Source organism: Limimaricola cinnabarinus (assembly GCF_002723615.1).
Classification (GTDB): Bacteria; Pseudomonadota; Alphaproteobacteria; order Rhodobacterales; family Rhodobacteraceae; genus Limimaricola; species Limimaricola cinnabarinus_B.
Window position 1 is genome coordinate 100,214 of the sequence record NZ_KZ304958.1, and the last position, 17,705, is coordinate 117,918.

The window sequence follows — 17,705 nt, forward strand, 5'->3', positions numbered from 1 at the left end:
TCGGCGGGCGGTCAGAGTATGCCGGGCAGGTTCAGCCCGTGCTCGCGCGCGCATGTCCTGGCGATGTCGTAGCCCGCATCGGCATGGCGCATCACGCCGCTGGCCGGGTCGTTCCACAACACGTTGGCGATCCGGCGATCGGCATCCTCGGTGCCGTCGCAGCAGATCACCATGCCGGCGTGCTGGCTGAACCCCATGCCGACCCCGCCGCCATGATGCAGCGACACCCAGGTCGCGCCCGAGGCGGTGTTCAGCAGCGCGTTCAGCAGCGGCCAGTCCGACACCGCGTCCGAGCCGTCCTTCATCGCCTCGGTCTCGCGGTTCGGCGAGGCGACCGAGCCGCTGTCGAGGTGATCGCGGCCGATCACCACCGGCGCCTTCAACTCGCCATTGCGGACCATCTCGTTGAAGGCCAGCCCCAGCTTGTGGCGCACGCCCAACCCCACCCAGCAGATCCGCGCGGGCAGGCCCTGAAAGCTGATCCGCTCGCGCGCCATGTCGAGCCAGTTGTGCAGATGCGGATCATCCACCAACTCCTTGACCTTGGCATCGGTGGCATAGATGTCCTCCGGGTCGCCCGACAGCGCGCACCAGCGAAACGGGCCGATACCCTTGCAAAAGAGCGGGCGGATATAGGCGGGCACGAAGCCGGGAAAGGCGAAGGCGTTCTCCAGGCCCTCTTCCAGCGCCACCTGGCGGATGTTGTTGCCGTAATCGAGCGTCGGCACCCCGGCATTCCAGAAATCGACCATCGCCGCGACATGCACCTTCATCGAGGCGCGCGCGGCCTTTTCCACCGCCTTGGGATCGCTGTCCTGCCGGTCGCGCCATTCCGCCACGCTCCAGCCCTGCGGCAGGTAGCCATGGATCGGGTCATGGGCCGAGGTCTGGTCGGTGACGATATCGGGGCGCACGCCGCGCTTCACCAGTTCGGGAAACACCTCCGCCGCGTTGCCGATCAGCGCCACGGATTTCGCCTCCCCGGCCTTCGTCCAGCGCTCGATCATCCGCAGCGCCTCATCCAGCGAATGGGTGATCTCGTCGACATAGCGCGTGCGCTTGCGGAATTCGGCGCGCGTCTCGTCGCATTCCACCGCGAGGCAGCAGGCGCCCGCCATGGCGGCGGCCAGCGGCTGCGCGCCGCCCATGCCGCCCAGGCCCCCGGTCAGGATCCAGCGCCCCGCGAGATTGCCGTCATAGTGCTGGCGCCCGGCCTCCACGAAGGTCTCATAGGTGCCCTGCACGATGCCCTGGCTGCCGATGTAGATCCAGGACCCGGCGGTCATCTGGCCGTACATGGCGAGGCCCTTCCTGTCCAACTCGTTGAAATGGTCCCAAGTCGCCCAATGCGGGACCAGGTTCGAGTTCGCGATCAGCACCCGCGGCGCGTCCTTGTGGGTGCGAAACACGCCCACCGGCTTGCCCGACTGCACCAGCAGGGTCTGGTCGTCCTCCAGCGCCTTCAGGCTGGCGATGATGGTGTCGAAATCCTTCCAGCTGCGCGCCGCGCGCCCGATGCCACCATAGACCACCAGCTCGTGCGGGTTCTCGGCCACATCCGGGTGCAGGTTGTTCATCAGCATCCGCATCGGCGCCTCGGTCAGCCAGCTTTTGGCGGTGATCCCGGAGCCGGTCGGGGGATGGACGTCGCGGATATTGTGGCGAGGATCGGTCATCATTTGCCTCCAAGGGACGGGGCCAGATCGGCCAGGGTTTCGAGGATGCTGGCGAGACGCCCGCGCAGCCCGGCGGCCTTTTCGGCGTCGAAGGCCCAGGGCGGGGCCTCCTCGGCCAGGTAGGTCGATTGCGCCAGCTCCATCTGGATCGCGTGCAGCCCCTCGGCCGGGCGGCCGTAATGGCGGGTGGTCCAGCCGCCCTTGAAGCGGCCGTTGACGGCCGTGGTGCAGCCCTCCGACCGCTCGCAGATCCCGCGCGCCGCGGCCTCGATGGCAGGGGCGCAGGTCGTGCCCATGTTGGTGCCGATGTTGAAATCCGACAGCGTGCCGTCGAAGAGAAACGGGATATGGCTGCGGATCGAATGGCAGTCATAGAGGATCGCCACGCCATGGCGCTGGCGGACCCGCTCCAGCTCTGCCTCGAGCGCGGCGTGATAGGGCGCGTGACAGGCGACGCGGCGCGCCTCGATCTCTCGGGCGTCGGGCGCGTCGTCCCAGATCGGCGCGCCGTCGAAATCGGTCAGCGGCACCAGCCCGGTGGTGTTCCGCCCCGGATAGAGGCTCTGGCCCGAGGGATCGCGATTGGCGTCGATCACGTAGCGGTGGAAGGTGGCGCGCACGGTGGTCGCGCCGGGCAGCAGGCCATCATAAAGCCTGTCGATGTGCCAGTCGGTATCGGCGAGCCCGCGTCCGCGCGGGTTCAGCCGGGCACGGATATCCTCGGGCAGCCATGTTCCGGCATGGGGCAGGCCCAGCACCACCGGGCCGTCGCCGCGGCCGACCTCGACCGGGGTCATGCGCGCAGCTCGGGCATCGGCATGCCGGCCGCCTCGACCACAGCCGCGCCGCGCACCAGCACGGCGGCCGCTTCGAGATCGGGGGCCATGTAGCGGTCTTCGGTCAGGGGCGGGACATGCGCGCGCAGGCGGTTCAGCACCGCTTCCAGCGGCGCGCTGGTGGAAAGCGGCGCGCGGAACTCGATGCCCTGCGCGGCGCACAGCAATTCCACGCCGAGGATGCGCTCGAGGTTCGCCACCATCCGCCCCAGCCGCACCGCGCCATGCGCGGCCATGCTGACATGGTCCTCCTGGTTGGCCGAGGTCGGCGTCGAGTCGGTCACGCAAGGATTGGCAAGGTGCTTGTTCTCGCTCATCAGCGCCGCTGTCGTCACCTCGGCGATCATCAGCCCCGAGTTCAGGCCCGGCGCCGGGGTCAGGAAGGGCGGCAGATCGAAGCTCAGCGTCGGATCGACGATCAGCGCGATGCGGCGCTGCGCGATGGCGCCGATCTCGGCCACGGCGAGCGCGATCATGTCGGCAGCAAAGCCCACCGGCTCGGCGTGGAAATTGCCGCCCGAAACGATCAGCCCCGCCTCGGTCAGCACCAGCGGGTTGTCGGTGGCGGCATTGGCCTCGATCTCCAGCGTGCGGCCGGCCATGCGCAGCATGTCCATCGCCGCGCCGGTCACCTGCGGCTGGCAGCGGATGCAATAGGGGTCCTGCACCCGGCTGTCGCCCTCGCGGTGGCTTTCGCGGATCTCCGAGCCGTCGAGCAGGGCGCGCATGACCGAGGCGGCCTCGATCTGCCCGGCATGGCCGCGCAGGGCATGGATTTCCGGCTGCAAGGGCGCGGTGGAGCCCATGATCGCATCGGTCGACATGGCCGAGGTCACCAGCGCCGCCTGCATCGCGCGCCAGGCGTCGAACAGCCCCGCCAGCGCGAAGGCGGTGGAGAATTGCGTGCCGTTGATCAGCGCCAGCCCTTCCTTGGCGCCAAGCTCCACCGGCATGAGCCCGGCGCGCTTCAGCGCCTCGGCGCCGGGCAGGGTTTCGCCCTCGAAGACAGCTTCGGCATGGCCCATCATCACCGCCGCCATGTGGGCCAGCGGCGCCAGGTCGCCCGAGGCGCCGACCGAGCCCTGCACCGGGATCACCGGCGTCACGCCGCGCGCCAGCATCTCATCGATCAGGGTGATCAGCTCCATCCGCACGCCAGAGGCGCCGCGCCCGAGGCTGAGCAGCTTCAGGGCCATCATCAGCCGGGTCTGCGCCCGCGGGATCGGATCGCCCACGCCGCAGCAATGCGACAGGATCAGGTTGCGCTGCAGGATCGCCGTGTCCTCGGCCGCGATCTTGACCGAGGCGAGCTTGCCGAAGCCGGTGTTCACGCCGTAGACCGCCGCGTCGCCGGTGGCGGCGGCGGCGATCCGGGCGGCGGCCCCCTTGATGGCGTCATGGCAGGCGGGATCGAGGCGCAGGGCGGCTTCGTCGCGATAAAGGCGCACGAGATCGGCCAGCGTCACCGCGCCGGGGGTGAGCGTCAGACAGGTCATTGAACGGCTCCGAACATGCGGGAATGCAGCGGGTTGAACCCGATGCGATAGGAGAGCTCGGCGGGCGCCTCGACATCCCAGACCGCCAGCTCGGCGCGCTGGCCGGGGGCGATGGTGCCGACATCGCGCAGCCCGAGGGCGCGGGCGGCGTTCACGGTGACGCCGCGCAGCGCCTCCTCGGGGGTCAGGCGGAACAGGGTGCAGCCCATGTTCATCGCCAGCAGCAGCGAGGTCAGCGGCGACGAGCCCGGATTGGCATCGGTGGCGACCGCGATGGGCACGCCGTGGTCGCGCAGCATTCGCACCGGCGGGGCCTGCGTCTCGCGCAGCGTGTAGAAGGCGCCGGGCAACAGGACCGCGACCGTGCCGGCACCGGCCATCGCCCTCACCCCGGCCTCGTCGAGATATTCGACGTGATCGGCCGAAAGCGCGCCGTAACCCGCCGCCAGCGCCGCGCCGCCGAGATCCGACAGCTGTTCGGCATGGAGCTTCACGGGCAGGCCGAGCGCCCGCGCCGCGTCGAAGACCCGCGCGATCTGGGCGGGGGAAAAGGCGATGCCCTCGCAAAAGCCGTCCACCGCATCCACGAGCCCCTCCGCATGGGCGGCCCGGAGCGCCGGGATGCAGACCTCGTCGATATAGGCGTCGGCCCGGTCCCGGTATTCGGCCGGCACCGCATGGGCGCCGAGAAAGCTGGTCTTCACCCGCACCGGTCGCGCCTTTTCGACCGCCCGCGCCACCCGCAGCATGCGCAGCTCGGTTTCGAGGTCGAGCCCGTAGCCCGACTTGATCTCGAGCGTGGTGACGCCTTCGGCGATCAGCGCGTCGGCGCGGCGCAGGGCGCCGGCCAAGAGCGCCTCCTGCGTCGCCTCCCGCGTCGCGCTGACGGTCGAGACGATGCCGCCGCCCGCGCGCGCCACCTCCTCGTAGCTGGCCCCGTTCAGCCGCATCTCGAATTCGGCGGCACGGTCGCCGCCATGCACCAGATGCGTGTGGCAGTCGATCAGCCCCGGCGTCACCAGCCGCCCGCCCAGATCGATCCGCTCGGCCCGGGCGAGATCGGGCGGCAGGTCGGCGCGCGCGCCGATCCAGCGGACATGCCCTCCCTCGATGGCGATGGCCCCATCCGAAACCAGCCCGTAGGGCGCGTCTCCTGTCAGGGTGGCGGCGGTCAGATTGGTCAGCAGCCGGGGTGCATCGGGCATCGGGCATGTCTCCGGATTCTGCTTTCCTCTTACCGACGGTTCGCCTATATGTCTATACATAACTGTTTTAAGATTGCAGGATATGGCCGTGATATACGCAAAGCAGGCCTTGCTGGCCGAAGGCTGGGCGGCGAATGTCCGGCTGGATCTGCGCGATGGCAGGATCGTCTCGATCGACCACGGCACCGGCCCCGAAGCCAATGATACCCGCGTGGACACGCTGCTGCCGGCGCTTGGCAACCTGCACAGCCACGCCTTCCAGCGTGCGATGGCGGGCATGACCGAAGTCCGGCAGGCCGGCCGGGACAGCTTCTGGAGCTGGCGCGAGCTGATGTACCGCTTCATGGACCGCCTGACCCCGGAGCAGATCGAGGCGATCGCGGCGCAGGTCTATGTCGAGATGCTGGAGGCGGGCTATGCCAGCGTCGGAGAGTTCCATTACGTTCATCACCAGCCCGGCGGCGTGCCCCATGACAACATCGCCGAGCTGTCCGAGCGGATCTTCGCGGCGGCGGCGCGGACCGGCATCGGGCTGACGCATCTGCCGGTGCTCTACAGCTATGGCGGCGCGGGGCAGGTTGAACTGAGCGCGGGCCAGCGGCGCTTCGGCACCGGCGTGGACGAGTTCGAGCGCCTGTTCGACGCGGCCTCGGCGGCGCTGCGGCACCTGCCGGGGGATGCGCGGATCGGCATCGCACCCCATTCCCTGCGCGCCACCTCGCCCTCGGAATTGTCGCGGCTGGTGGCGCGGCACGGGCAGGGGCCGATCCACATCCATATCGCCGAGCAACCGCGCGAAGTGCGCGAGATCGAAGACTGGCTGGGCGCGCGGCCGGTCGAATGGCTGCTCGGCAACCTACCGGTCGACGACCGCTGGTGCCTGATCCACGCGACCCACATGACGGTGACCGAAACGCGCGACATGGCAGCAAGCGGCGCCGTAGCGGGGCTATGCCCGATCACCGAGGCCAATCTCGGCGACGGGGCCTTCAACGGCCCGGACTATGCCGAGGCCGGCGGAAGCTTCGGGATCGGGTCGGATTCCAACGTCAACATCTCGCTGACCGAAGAGCTGCGCCTGCTGGAATATTCGCAGCGCCTGCGCGACGGGAGCCGCAACGTGCTGGTGCCGGGTGCGGGGTCGGTCGGCCGGTTTCTCTACATGTCGGCGGCGCGAGGCGGCGCGCAGGCTCTCGCCCGCGAGGCAGGTTCGATCGCCACCGGCAAGCTGGCCGATCTCGTTGCGATCGACAGCCAGTCCGCCGCGCTCTGCGCGCTTTCGCGCGACAGCCTGCTGGACGGCCTCGTCTTCGCCGCGACGGACCGTGTCGTCACCGATGTCTGGAGCGCCGGGCGGCACATGGTGCGCGGCGGGCATCACATCGCACGGGATGCCGTCTTCGCAGCCTATCGCACGGCCATCGAAAGACTGCTCGCATCCTGATCCCGCCAGTTCGAATGCCCGCCCCCTTTCAGGACACCGGTTTGCAGCCGCCGCTCGGCCGGCCTGGCGGCTGCTGTCATGCCAGCCGGTTTTCGACCAGAAGCGCGGCCATCGACGGAAGCGTCAGCTCGGCTTCGGCCAGCGCCACGCGAGGGGGCGTGAAATGCGCCTCCGCGTCGAGCATGTTGATTGTCGCCGCCAGCTCACCGCCGAGCAGCACCGGCAGGTTCATCACCGAGCCGCAGCCCAGCCGCCCGATCAGCGCGGCATCGGGAAACACGCGGTCGATCTCGTCGAGCCGGTTCGCCACGAAGCTTTCATGCCGCCCATGCACGATCTCGAACCAGTCGTTCATCTCGATCGGCTTGGTGCCCGAGGCCGGGTAATCGACCGGGTGGCTGGTATAGGCGCGCCGCGCCAGCATCGCGCCCATGTCGACCGTCATCACGGTGAACAGCCGCGCGCCGATCAGCGTCTGGGCCAGCGCCTGCAGCGCGGCATAGGCGTCGCCGGGGGCGCGTGCCGCGGAAAGCGCGGCGCGAAAACGGGCCTGCGCCTCGGGGGTCGTCGTCATGGAACATCCTTCAGTCATGCGCGGTGCCGCCCGAAGCGGCGTAGAGCGCGCGGGAATAGGGGTCGGCAAAGCTGCCGTCATGCAGCGCCGTGGCGGGCGCGATCTCGACCACGCGGCCGCGGTTCATCACCGCCATCCGGTCGCACATGAAGCCCACCACCGGCAGGTTGTGCGTCACCATCAGGTAGGTCAGCCCCTGCTCGGCGCGCAGCCGCTTCAAGAGGTTCAGGATCTCGGCCTGCACGCTGACATCGAGCGCCGAGGTCGGCTCATCGAGCAGCATCACCTTGGGCTCCAGCATCAGCGCGCGGGCAATCGCCACGCGCTGCCGCTGCCCGCCCGAGAGCTGGTGCGGGTAGCGAAACCGGAACCGCCGGTCGAGACCCACGGCGCGCAGCATCTCCTCGACCCGGGCGTCGCGGTTGCCAAGCCCGTGCACCTGCAAGGGCTCGCTCAGAACCGTGTCGACCGTCTTGCGCGGGTGCAGCGAGCCGTAAGGGTCCTGGAACACCATCTGGCAGCGCCGGGCAAAGCCGCGGTCGGGCCGGTGACCGCGCGGCTGGCCCAGCACCGACATGCCCCCGGTCCAGTCCGGGGCGAGACCGGCGATCGCCTTGAGCACGGTGGATTTGCCCGAACCGCTTTCGCCCACCAGCGCGAAGCTTTCGCCCTCGGCCACGTCGAAGCTGACCCCCTCGACCACCTTCGCGCTGCCGTAGGAGATGTCGAGATCGCTCAGGGAGATCGCGCTCATGTGCCGCTCCAGTCGCTGCGGTCGAGAACCGGCAGGCTGTCGCGCGTCTCGTGCATGCGCGGCACGGCGGCGAGAAGCCCACGGGTATAGGGGTGCTCGGCGTGGCGCAGATCGGCGGCGGCGCAGCTTTCGACGACGCGGCCTGCGTTCATCACCATGATCCGGTCGCAATAGCGCGACACGAGGTTCAGGTCGTGGCTGATCAGGATCAGCCCCATGCCGTGATCGCGCACCAGCTCGTCGATCAGGTCGAGCACCTGCGCCTGCACGCTGACATCGAGCGCCGAGGTCGGCTCGTCGGCGATGAGCAGGCTCGGGCGGGGGATCAGCATCATCGCGATCATCACCCGCTGGCCCATGCCGCCGGAAATCTCGTGCGGATACATCTTCGCCACGCGCTCGGGCTCGTTGATGCGCACCGCCTCGAGCATTTCCAGAACCCGCGCGCGGGTGGCGCGGCGGTCCAGCCGCTCATGCGCCTGCAGCGCCTCGGCGATCTGGCGGCCCACGGTCATCACCGGGTTCAGCGAAAACTTCGGGTCCTGCATGATCATCGAGATCCGCGCCCCGCGCAGGTCGCGCATCTTGCGCTCGGAGAGCGACTGGATCTCGGTGCCCTCGAATTCCAGGCGCCTGGCCTCGACCCGGCCCGGCGCGCGCACCAGTCGCAAAATCGCCCGACCGGTCATGGATTTGCCCGAGCCGCTCTCGCCGACGATGCCCAAGCGCTCGCGCCCCAGATCGAAGCTCAGCCCCTTGACCACCTCGACCCGGCCGGTGGGGGTGGGAAAGCTGACCCGCAGATCCTCGACGCTCAGTAGCGGCGCGCTCATGACTTGCCCCCCTGCTTGGGGTCGAGCACGTCGCGCAGACCGTCGCCCAGGAAACAGAAGCCGAGGCTGACGAGGATGATCGCGAAGCCCGGCATGGTGGCGACCCACCACTGGTCGAGGATGAAGACCCGGCCCCGGCTGATCATCGCGCCCCATTCGGGCAGCGGCGGCTGCGCGCCGAGGCCCAGGAATCCGAGGCCCGCGGCGGTGAGGATGATCCCCGCCATGTCGAGCGTCACCCGCACGATCATCGAGGAGGTGCACAAGGGCAGCACGTGGCGCAGGATGATCCGCCCATGCGAGGCGCCCAGAAGCCTTGTCGCGCCGATGAAATCGGCCTGGCAGAAGGTCAGCGTCTCGGCCCGGGCGATGCGGGCATAGGCGGGCCAAGCGGTGATCGCGATGGCGATGATCGCGTTCTCGATGCCCGGGCCGAGGGCCGCGACGAAGGCCAGCGCGAGGATCAGCTTGGGCATCGACAGGAAGACGTCGGTGATCCCCATCAGCACCTTGTCGACGAGGCCGCCGAAATAGCCCGATACCGCGCCGATGATCAGCCCCAGCGGCGCCGAGATCACCGCCACCAGCGCCACGATCATCAGCGTGATCCGCGCGCCGTAGATCACCCGGCTCAGGATGTCGCGGCCCAGCTCGTCGGTGCCCATCCAGTGCTGCGCCGAGGGCGGCAGCAGCCGCGCCGAGAGGTCCTGACCCACGGCGCTGTAGGGCGCGATCCACGGCGCGAAGGCGGCGGTCAGCACCAGCAAAAGGATGATCGCGCCGCCGAGCACGGCGAGCGGGTTGCGCATCAGCAGGCCCCCGGCGCGGTAGAAGCGCCCGGCATTGGCCTGAAACCGCGAGGCGGGCGCGTCGTCGTGATACCAGTCGCGGCGCAGCATCTGCATCAGCGGCTCCTCGGGTCGAGGACGCGGTAGAGCACGTCCGAAATGCGGTTGATGAAGATGAACACCGCGCCGATCACCAGCGTGGCGCCGAGCACCGCGTTCATGTCGGCATTGAGCAGTGCCACGGTCAGGTAATTGCCGATGCCGGGCCAGGAGAACACCGTCTCGATCATCACCGAGCCTTCGAGCAGCCCGGCATAGCTCAGCCCGATCACGGTGATCAGCGGCACCCGGATCGGCCCGAAGGCGTGGATCCAGATCACCCGCCATTCGGGCAGGCCCTTGACCCGCGCCGTCACCACGTATTCCTGGCTCAGCTGGTCGAGCATGAAGGACCGCGTCATCCGCGCGATATAGGCGAGCGAGAAGAAGCCGAGGATCGCCGCGGGAAGGGCAATGTGGCTCAGCGCGTTCATGAAGATGCCGGTGTCGCCCGCGATCAGGCTGTCGACCAGCAAGAGCCCGGTCACAGGCGGCACGATGCCGTCATAGAAGATGTCGATCCGCCCGGGCCCCGCGACCCAGCCGAGACCGGCATAGAAGATGGCGAGCCCGACGAGGCCGAGCCAGAAGGCCGGCACCGAATAGCCCAGAAGCGCCAGCACCCGGATCACCTGATCGACCCATGATCCCTGCCGCGCGGCCGCCCAGACCCCCATCGGCACCCCGAGCGCCACGCCGATCGCGATGCCGATCGTCGCCATCTCCAGCGTCGCGGGAAAGACGCGGGCCAGATCCTCGACCACGGGCCGGTTGGTCGAGACCGAGCGCCCCAGATCGCCCTGCATCACCTGCCAGACGTAATCGACGAACTGCACGACGAGCGCGCGGTCGAGCCCCATCGCCTGCCGCGCGGCCTCGTATTGCTCCTGCGTCGCGCGGTCGCCGACCACGGCGAGCACCGGGTCGATCGGCACCACGCGGCCGATGAAGAAGGTGATCGCCAGAAGCCCCAGGAAGGTCAGCGCGGTCAGCAGCAGGAACCCCGCCAGCGGCACCGCGAAGCTGCGGGCACGGCGCAGCGCCAGCGCGGGCAGGGTCGATGATCGGGGTACGGCTGGCACGGGGGCTCCTTGGCTGAAGCATGGTCCGGCAGGGCGCGGCCACGGGGTCCGGTCCCGCACGAGGCGGAATATTTTTCATAGACGGCACGACAATTTCGCTTGGTTCAAGCAAAAACTTTTGCTTACATCAAAATAATTTTTGTGAACCCCGATCCGCTTCGACCCGGAAAGACACCCGCCGACCATGCCCCGAACCGCCCATCAGACCAGCCAAGGCGCCCCGCTCGGGCCGTTGATCCGCAAGCGCCGCAAGCAGCTCGGGCTGACGCTCAAGCAGCTTGGCGAGCGCGCCGGGCTTTCGGTCGGCTATCTCAGCCAGGTCGAGCGCGACAACGCTGCGCCGTCGCTCGGCACGCTGGCGCAGATCGCCGAGGCGGTGGATGTCGGGCTCGATTATTTCGTCTCCACCCCGCGCCCGGCCGACGCGCTGACCCGCGATGGCGGGCGGGTGCGGTTCTCGCTCGCCGATTCCGATCTGGTCTATGAGCAGATCAGCCACGAATTCCCCGGCTCGGAGCTCTCCTCCTACATGCTGCACGTGCCCGCGGGCCATGTTTCCGAACTGGTGCGCCACGAGGGCGAGGAGATCATCGTCATCCTCGAAGGCGAGATCGAGCAGGTGCTGGGCGACGAGACCTTCCACATGCGCGCCGGCGACAGCCTGCATTACTCGGGTGCGACCCCGCATGCGTGGCGCAACCCGACCGACCGCCCCGCGCGCATCCTGTGGACCGGCACGCTCGGCGTGCTGCACCGCGCGGGCGCGCGCCGCACCGACGCGCCGCCCCGGCTGCTGAAATGACGAAGACGACAACCAACGGGAGAGAGACATGAAAACCCTGAAATCCGCGCTGCTGGCCTCGGCGCTGGCGCTGCCATTGGCCGGCCCCGCCCTTGCCGAGACGCCCCCCGGCCTGCTGGTCGTGGCGCAGAACATCGACGACATCGTCGCCATCGACCCGGCGCAGGCCTACGAGTTCACCTCGGGCGAGCTGGTCACCAACCTCTATGACCGGCTGGTGCAATACGACGCCGAGGACCCGACCGTGCTCGCCCCCGGTCTGGCGACCGAGTGGGAGGCCGACGCCGAGGCCCGGACCATCACCTTCACTCTGCGCGAGGACGCGGTGTTCCATTCGGGCAACCCGGTGCGCGCAGAGGACGTGACCGGCTCGCTCGCCCGCGTGATCAAGCTCGACAAGACCCCGGCCTTCATCCTCGCCCAGCTCGGCTGGACGCCCGAGAACGTGGACGAGATGATCACCGCCCAAGGCAACACCGTGACGATCCGCTACGAGGGCGAGTTCTCGCCCGCCTTCGTGCTGAACGTGCTGGCCGCGCGCCCCGCTTCGATCGTCGACATGGCGACGGTGATGGAGCACGAGACCGATGGCGACATGGGCAATGCCTGGCTCAACGAGAACGCCGCAGGCTCCGGCCCCTTCTCGCTGCAGATGTACCGCCCGGCGGAGCTGGTCCGGCTCAAGGCCAACCCCGACTACTTCAAGGGCGCGCCGAAGATCGACGGGCTGATCCTGCAGCACGTGGCCGAGGCCGCGACGCAGCAGCTTCTGCTGGAGCAAGGCGATGTCGACATGGCGCGCAACCTGACGCCGGACCAGATCGCCTCGCTCTCGTCGGACGAGATCAAGGTCGAGACCTTCCCGCAGGCGGCGGTGCATTTCCTGTCCTTCAACCAGAAGACCGAAAGCCTGACCCCGCCCGCGGTCTGGGAGGCGGCGCGCTACCTCGTCGACTATGCCGGCATGACCGACAGCATCATCGACGGCCAGATGGAGATCCACCAGGCGTTCTGGCCCAAGGGCTTTCCGGGCTCCTATGACGAGACGCCCTACAGCTACGACCCCGAAAGGGCGAAGCAGATCCTCGACGAGGCCGGGATCGAGACGCCGATCACCGTCTCGCTCGACGTGATCAATGCCGCCCCCTTCACCGACATGGCGCAATCGCTGCAGGCAAGCTTCGCCGATGCGGGCATCAACTTCGAGATCCTGCCCGGCACCGGCAGCCAGGTGATCACCAAGTACCGCGAGCGCAGCCACGAGGCGATGCTGCTCTATTGGGGCCCCGACTTCATGGACCCGCATTCCAACGCCAAGGCCTTCGCCTACAACTCGGACAACTCCGACGACGCCTATGCCGCCACCACCACATGGCGCAACGCCTGGGCGGTGCCCGAGGAAATGAACGAGATGACCCGCGCGGCGCTGACCGAGAGCGACCCGGAAAAGCGGCTCGAGATGTATCGCGAGCTGCAGAAGAAGACGCAGGAGGAAAGCCCCATCGTGGTGATGTTCCAGGCCTCCTACCAGGTCGCGATGGATGACGACGTCTCGGGCTACGTCAACGGCGCGACCTCGGACTTCGTGTTCTACCGGCTGGTCGAGAAGGGCTGATCTTCCCCTCGACCGTTCCGGGCCGCCGGCTTCGCGCCGGCGGTCCTTTTCATGAAAGGACGTATCGCATGACCTCCCCCCATGCCGACCGCCTCGCGCGGCTGCAGGCGCTGATGCGCGAAACCGGCACCGACCTCGTGGCGATCGGCCCGTCGAGCCACATGATGTGGCTGTCGGGGCTCGATCCATATGGCGATGAGCGCCCGGTGATGCTGCTGGTCGGCCCCGACCATGCCGGCTTCCTGATGCCCGCGCTCAACGCCGCTGCCGCCCGCAAGGCGACGGACCTGCCGCTGCATTGCTGGTCCGACGACGAAGGCCCCGAGGCCGCGCTCACGGCGCTTCTGACCGAGTGCGGCGCCACGGCGCCCGGGCTTTCGGTGGTGCTCGACGAGACCATGCGCGCCGATTTCGCGCTGCGGCTGCTCGACGCGCTCGACGCGCCGCGCCGCCGCTTCAGCGCCGACACGCTGGGCCGCCTGCGCGCGCGCAAGGACGCCGCCGAATACGCCGCGCTCAAGGCCAGCGCCACGCTCAACGACGCCGCCGTCACGGCGGCCTTCGGCGCGCTGCGCGAGGGCATGACCGAACGCGAGCTGCAGGACGTGATCCACGCCTATTACGAGGCGCATGGCGCGCGGGCCGAGTTCACCATCATCGGCTTCGGCGAGAACGGCGCCTATCCGCATCACCACACCGGCGACACCCGCCTTGCCCCCGGCATGGCGGTGCTGGTCGACAGCGGCTGCCGGCACATGGGCTATCCCTCCGACATGACCCGCTGCGGCTGGTTCGGCGGCACGCCGGACCCCGAGTTCCTGGAGGTTGCCGCGGTGGTCGAAAAGGCGGTGCAGGCCGCGCTCGCCATCGCGCGCCCCGGCGTGCGCGCCGCCGAGATCGACCGCGCCGCGCGCGGCGTGATCGAAGAGGCGGGTTACGGCGACCGTTTCCTGCACCGCACCGGCCACGGGCTCGGCCTCGACATCCACGAGCCGCCCTATATCTCCGCGACCAGCGACGCGGTGCTCGGGAAGGACTGCGTGTTCTCGATCGAGCCGGGGGTCTACCTCGAAGACCGCTTCGGCGTCCGGCTCGAAGACATCGTGATCCTGCGCGAGGATGGCGCGGAGATCCTGTCGGAGCTGCCGCGCGACCTGCGGATCGGCTGAGCTTCGGCAAGGCGCGCCCCGTCGCTTCGGCCCCCATGCGGGCCGGGGCGGCGGGGGCCCTGTCGCGACAAATCTGCTCCTAATCTATCTTATGTATTTTAACTCATCCCTGAAGTGACTTCAGGGCAACCGATGCGCCGGATCTCAAGCGATCCCGCGCGTGACCAGCCGCCCGCATCATGGTGCCGAAGGCGATTGCAGCAAGAACCACCGCCCCGTGATGGCAGCCCCCGGTTGCCCCCAGGGAAAGCCCAGCTTCCTGTGACCGCGCAACAGCCGCATCAGCCCCGCCGAACCTCGCAAGCACGAGCCCGGCCTGACAGCAGTCGCTTCGTTGCCGAACCGGCAACGACCCACTCGGAAATCTGCTCTTTATTGGATCGCATGCGCATTCGATAGTCGCTCCATGTCCACAAGGAGCGACCAGCCCGATGGCCTATGTGATCGCGGAGCCCTGCATCGATATCAAGGACGGCGCCTGCACGCTCGCCTGTCCCGCCGACTGCATCTACGAAGGCGGGCGGATGTTCTACATCCATCCCGAGGAATGCATCAATTGCGGGCTGTGCCTGTCGATCTGCCCGGTCGATGCGATCCATTACGACGAGGAGCTGCCCGAAGAGTCGCGGCCCTTCGCCGCCGTCAACCGCGAATTCTTCGGCGCGGAGGTCTCCGGCCTCGGCGATCCCGGCGGCTGGGACAAGTCGGTCTCGGTCGAGACCGATCATCCGCTCGTCGCCGCCCGTCCCAAACCCGAACGCCAGCCAGCCTGAGGTGCAGATGATTACGACGAAACCGCGCGGCGTCATCGCCGCGATCGCCACCGCCCTGACCGATGACGGCCGGCCCGATCATGCGCCGACGCTGCGCCACGCGCATTGGCTCATGGAAAATGGCTGCGACGGGCTCAACCTGCTCGGCACGACGGGCGAGGCCAGCTCCCTGCCCGCCGCCGACCGGATGGCGCTGATGAGCGCGATGGCGGGTGAAATCGCGCCCGCGCGGATGATGGTCGGCACCGGCTGCCCGGACCTCGCCACCACCGTCGCGCTCACGCGTCACGCCGCCGATCTGGGCTTTGCCGGGGCGCTGGTGCTGCCGCCCTACTACTACAAGGGCGTCGACGAGGCCGGGCTTTACGCCTTCTTCGAAGGGCTGATCGAGGCCACCGCCGACAGGCCGATCCCGATCTACCTCTACAATTTCCCGCAGATGACCGGGCTGCGCTTCGCGCCGGGCTTCGCCGCTTGGCTCAAGGCGAGCTTTCCCGACCGGATCGCCGGGGCCAAGGACAGCTCGGGCGATCTCGACTACGCCGCCGAGCTGGCCAGGATCAGGGGCTTCGACGTCTTCCCGAGCGACGAGGCCGCGCTGGCGCAGGCGCCCGCGCGCGGCTTTGCGGGCTGCATTTCGGCCACCGTCAACCTCACCGCGCCGCTGGCGCAAAAGCTGTGGCGCACCCCTGCCGAGCCGGGCCTCGCCGAGGAACTCGGCCGCCACCGCCGCGCCATCGCGGCGACCCCGCTCATTCCCGGCGTCAAGGCGCTGGTGGCGCGGCTGCACGGCGCGCCGGGCTATGCCCGCGTGCTGCCGCCGCTCGCCCCGCTCACGAAAGATCAGGCGCAGGCCCTGCCCGCCCTGCCGTCGCGCGCCGCCGAACCGGCCTGAGCGACCCAACCAGAAACCACAGGACAGACAGATGAAGATGAACGACGTGACCAAGCAGCACCGCAACCTGATCGCGGGCGAATGGGTCGAGGGCGCGGATGTCAACGAGAACCGCAACCCCGCCAACACCGACGAGATCGTGGGCCTCTATGCGCGCGCCTCGAAGGACGACGCCAAGCGCGCCATCGCGGCGGCCCGCGCCGCCTTTCCGGCATGGAGCAAATCCGGCCCGCAGCAGCGCCACGACCTGCTGAAGAAGGTCTCCGACACCATCGCCGCGCGTGCAGACGAGCTGGGCGAGCTGCTGGCCCGCGAGGAGGGCAAGACCTTTGCCGAGGCCAAGGGCGAGGTGATGCGCGCCTCACAGGTCTTCGGCTTCTTTTCGGGCGAGGCGCTGCGCCAGACCGGCGACGCGATCGACAGCGTGCGCCCCGGCGTCGAGGTCATGGTACAGCGCGAGGCGCTCGGGGTGATCGGGCTGATCACCCCGTGGAACTTCCCCATCGCCATCCCGGCCTGGAAGATCGCCCCGGCGCTGGCCTTCGGCAATTGCGTGGTGATCAAGCCCGCCGATCTCACGCCGGGTTGCGCCTGGGCGCTGGCCGAGATCATCCACGAGGCGGGCGCGCCCGAGGGCGTGTTCAACCTCGTCATGGGCCGCGGCTCGGAAGTGGGCGCCGAGATCCTCGACAGCCCCGAGGTCGACGCGGTGAGCTTCACCGGCTCGGTCGAGACGGGCCGCATGGTCGCCCGGACATGCGTGGCGCAGATGAAGAAGGTGCAGCTCGAGATGGGCGGCAAGAACCCCCTCGTGGTGCTCGATGACGCCGATCTCGACACGGCGGTGAACTGCGCGCTGAACGGCGCCTTCTTCTCCACCGGCCAGCGCTGCACCGCCTCCTCGCGGCTGATCGTCACGGCGGGCATCCATGACCGCTTCGTCGAGGCGCTGACCGAGAAGCTGCGCGCGCTGAAGGTCGGCGATCCGATGGATAGCGCGGTGCATATCGGCCCGGTGGTCGATGAGGGCCAGCTCGAGCAGAACCGCCGCTACGTGAAGATCGGCCAGGAGGAAGGCGCGACGCTGGTCTGCGGCGGCGAGGTGATCGAAGGCGACACGCCCGGCCATTTCATGACGCCCGCGCTTTTCACCGGCACCACCAACGAGATGCGCATCAACCGCGAGGAGATCTTCGGACCCGTCGCCACGGTGATCAAGGTCGCCGATTACGACGAGGCGCTGCGCGTGGCCAATGACACCGATTTCGGCCTCTCCGCCGGGATCTGCACCACCAATCTCGGCCATGCCGCGCATTTCCGCCGCCATGCCGAGGCCGGGATGATCATGGTCAACCTGCCGACGGCGGGCGTCGATTACCACACCCCCTTCGGCGGGCGTAAGGGGTCGAGCTACGGGCCGCGCGAGCAGGGGCAATACGCGCGCGAATTCTACACCACGGTCAAGACCAGCTACATCCAGGCCTGACCTTTGAACGGCGCCACCCCCTCCTCCCGGTGGCACCCGGCGCGCGTCCGCTTCCTCGCGGCGCGCGCCTTTTTGCGTCCGGCCCGACGCCTGCGCATGGCCCGCGCCACGCATCGCGCGACGCGCGCGATCGGCCTCGCCCTGATCCGGCGTGCGGTCTCTCGGGTCTCGTTTGAAG

General features: G+C 68.7%; 16 protein-coding genes. 7 read left to right on the plus strand and 9 right to left on the minus strand.

Annotated features, from left to right (window positions below):
• Nucleotides 1-11: 11 nt before the first annotated feature.
• From hutU to hutI, 4 genes are read right to left on the minus strand one after another with little or no spacing between them, the layout of a single operon-like run.
• Nucleotides 12-1,676, minus strand: a complete 1,665-nt coding sequence (gene hutU, locus CJ301_RS10015) for a urocanate hydratase (RefSeq protein WP_099276900.1) — start codon at nucleotides 1,674-1,676, stop codon at nucleotides 12-14.
• Nucleotides 1,676-2,473 carry an N-formylglutamate deformylase gene (gene hutG / locus CJ301_RS10020; RefSeq protein ID WP_099276902.1) on the minus strand — a complete coding sequence of 266 codons (798 nt, stop codon included), beginning with the start codon at nucleotides 2,471-2,473 and terminating at the stop codon, nucleotides 1,676-1,678. Before hutG ends, hutU begins: the two co-directional genes overlap by 1 nt.
• On the minus strand, nucleotides 2,470-4,008 hold the full coding sequence (gene hutH / locus CJ301_RS10025) for a histidine ammonia-lyase (RefSeq protein ID WP_099276904.1): 1,539 nt from the start codon (nucleotides 4,006-4,008) through the stop codon (nucleotides 2,470-2,472). The genes hutG and hutH overlap by 4 nt, the downstream gene beginning before the upstream one ends.
• Entirely contained in the window at nucleotides 4,005-5,213 is a 1,209-nt protein-coding gene (gene hutI / locus CJ301_RS10030) for an imidazolonepropionase (RefSeq protein WP_099276906.1), read from the minus strand. The genes hutH and hutI overlap by 4 nt, the downstream gene beginning before the upstream one ends.
• 82 nt (nucleotides 5,214-5,295) lie before the next feature.
• Between hutI and CJ301_RS10035 the strand changes: the two genes are divergently transcribed.
• Nucleotides 5,296-6,657 (plus strand): formimidoylglutamate deiminase, encoded by a 1,362-nt coding sequence (locus CJ301_RS10035; protein ID WP_099276908.1) that lies wholly within the window; start codon nucleotides 5,296-5,298, stop codon nucleotides 6,655-6,657.
• Between the two features lie 76 nt (nucleotides 6,658-6,733).
• On the opposite strand, the gene CJ301_RS10040 is transcribed toward CJ301_RS10035, so the two are convergent.
• From CJ301_RS10040 to CJ301_RS10060, 5 genes are read right to left on the minus strand one after another with little or no spacing between them, the layout of a single operon-like run.
• A complete protein-coding gene (locus tag CJ301_RS10040; protein WP_099276910.1) occupies nucleotides 6,734-7,231 on the minus strand; it encodes a GAF domain-containing protein in 498 nt (165 codons plus the stop codon).
• Nucleotides 7,232-7,241: 10 nt separating this feature from the next.
• Nucleotides 7,242-7,985 carry an ABC transporter ATP-binding protein gene (locus tag CJ301_RS10045; RefSeq protein WP_099276912.1) on the minus strand — a complete coding sequence of 248 codons (744 nt, stop codon included), beginning with the start codon at nucleotides 7,983-7,985 and terminating at the stop codon, nucleotides 7,242-7,244.
• Entirely contained in the window at nucleotides 7,982-8,818 is an 837-nt protein-coding gene (locus CJ301_RS10050; RefSeq protein ID WP_099276914.1) for an ABC transporter ATP-binding protein, read from the minus strand. The genes CJ301_RS10045 and CJ301_RS10050 overlap by 4 nt, the downstream gene beginning before the upstream one ends.
• On the minus strand, nucleotides 8,815-9,717 hold the full coding sequence (locus CJ301_RS10055; RefSeq protein WP_099276979.1) for an ABC transporter permease: 903 nt from the start codon (nucleotides 9,715-9,717) through the stop codon (nucleotides 8,815-8,817). Before CJ301_RS10055 ends, CJ301_RS10050 begins: the two co-directional genes overlap by 4 nt.
• Before the next feature lie 5 nt (nucleotides 9,718-9,722).
• Nucleotides 9,723-10,751, minus strand: a complete 1,029-nt coding sequence (locus tag CJ301_RS10060; protein WP_420216004.1) for an ABC transporter permease — start codon at nucleotides 10,749-10,751, stop codon at nucleotides 9,723-9,725.
• Between the two features lie 220 nt (nucleotides 10,752-10,971).
• On the opposite strand from CJ301_RS10060, the gene CJ301_RS10065 reads away from it, so the two are divergent.
• From CJ301_RS10065 to CJ301_RS10090, 6 genes are all read left to right on the plus strand, one after another.
• Nucleotides 10,972-11,589 (plus strand): helix-turn-helix domain-containing protein, encoded by a 618-nt coding sequence (locus tag CJ301_RS10065; RefSeq protein ID WP_099276918.1) that lies wholly within the window; start codon nucleotides 10,972-10,974, stop codon nucleotides 11,587-11,589.
• 28 nt (nucleotides 11,590-11,617) lie between these two features.
• The gene (locus CJ301_RS10070) at nucleotides 11,618-13,204 is read left to right on the plus strand and encodes an ABC transporter substrate-binding protein (protein ID WP_099276920.1); all 1,587 of its coding nucleotides are present in this window, start codon (nucleotides 11,618-11,620) and stop codon (nucleotides 13,202-13,204) included.
• A gap of 68 nt (nucleotides 13,205-13,272) precedes the next feature.
• Nucleotides 13,273-14,373 carry a M24 family metallopeptidase gene (locus CJ301_RS10075; RefSeq protein WP_099276922.1) on the plus strand — a complete coding sequence of 367 codons (1,101 nt, stop codon included), beginning with the start codon at nucleotides 13,273-13,275 and terminating at the stop codon, nucleotides 14,371-14,373.
• Between the two features lie 431 nt (nucleotides 14,374-14,804).
• Complete coding sequence (fdxA, locus tag CJ301_RS10080) at nucleotides 14,805-15,146, plus strand: ferredoxin (protein ID WP_099276924.1); 342 nt, start codon at nucleotides 14,805-14,807, stop codon at nucleotides 15,144-15,146.
• Between the two features lie 7 nt (nucleotides 15,147-15,153).
• Nucleotides 15,154-16,041: a dihydrodipicolinate synthase family protein gene (locus CJ301_RS10085; protein ID WP_099276926.1), complete on the plus strand. Its 888-nt coding sequence runs from the start codon at nucleotides 15,154-15,156 to the stop codon at nucleotides 16,039-16,041.
• A gap of 31 nt (nucleotides 16,042-16,072) precedes the next feature.
• Entirely contained in the window at nucleotides 16,073-17,527 is a 1,455-nt protein-coding gene (locus CJ301_RS10090) for an aldehyde dehydrogenase family protein (protein WP_099276928.1), read from the plus strand.
• Nucleotides 17,528-17,705: the final 178 nt, after the last annotated feature.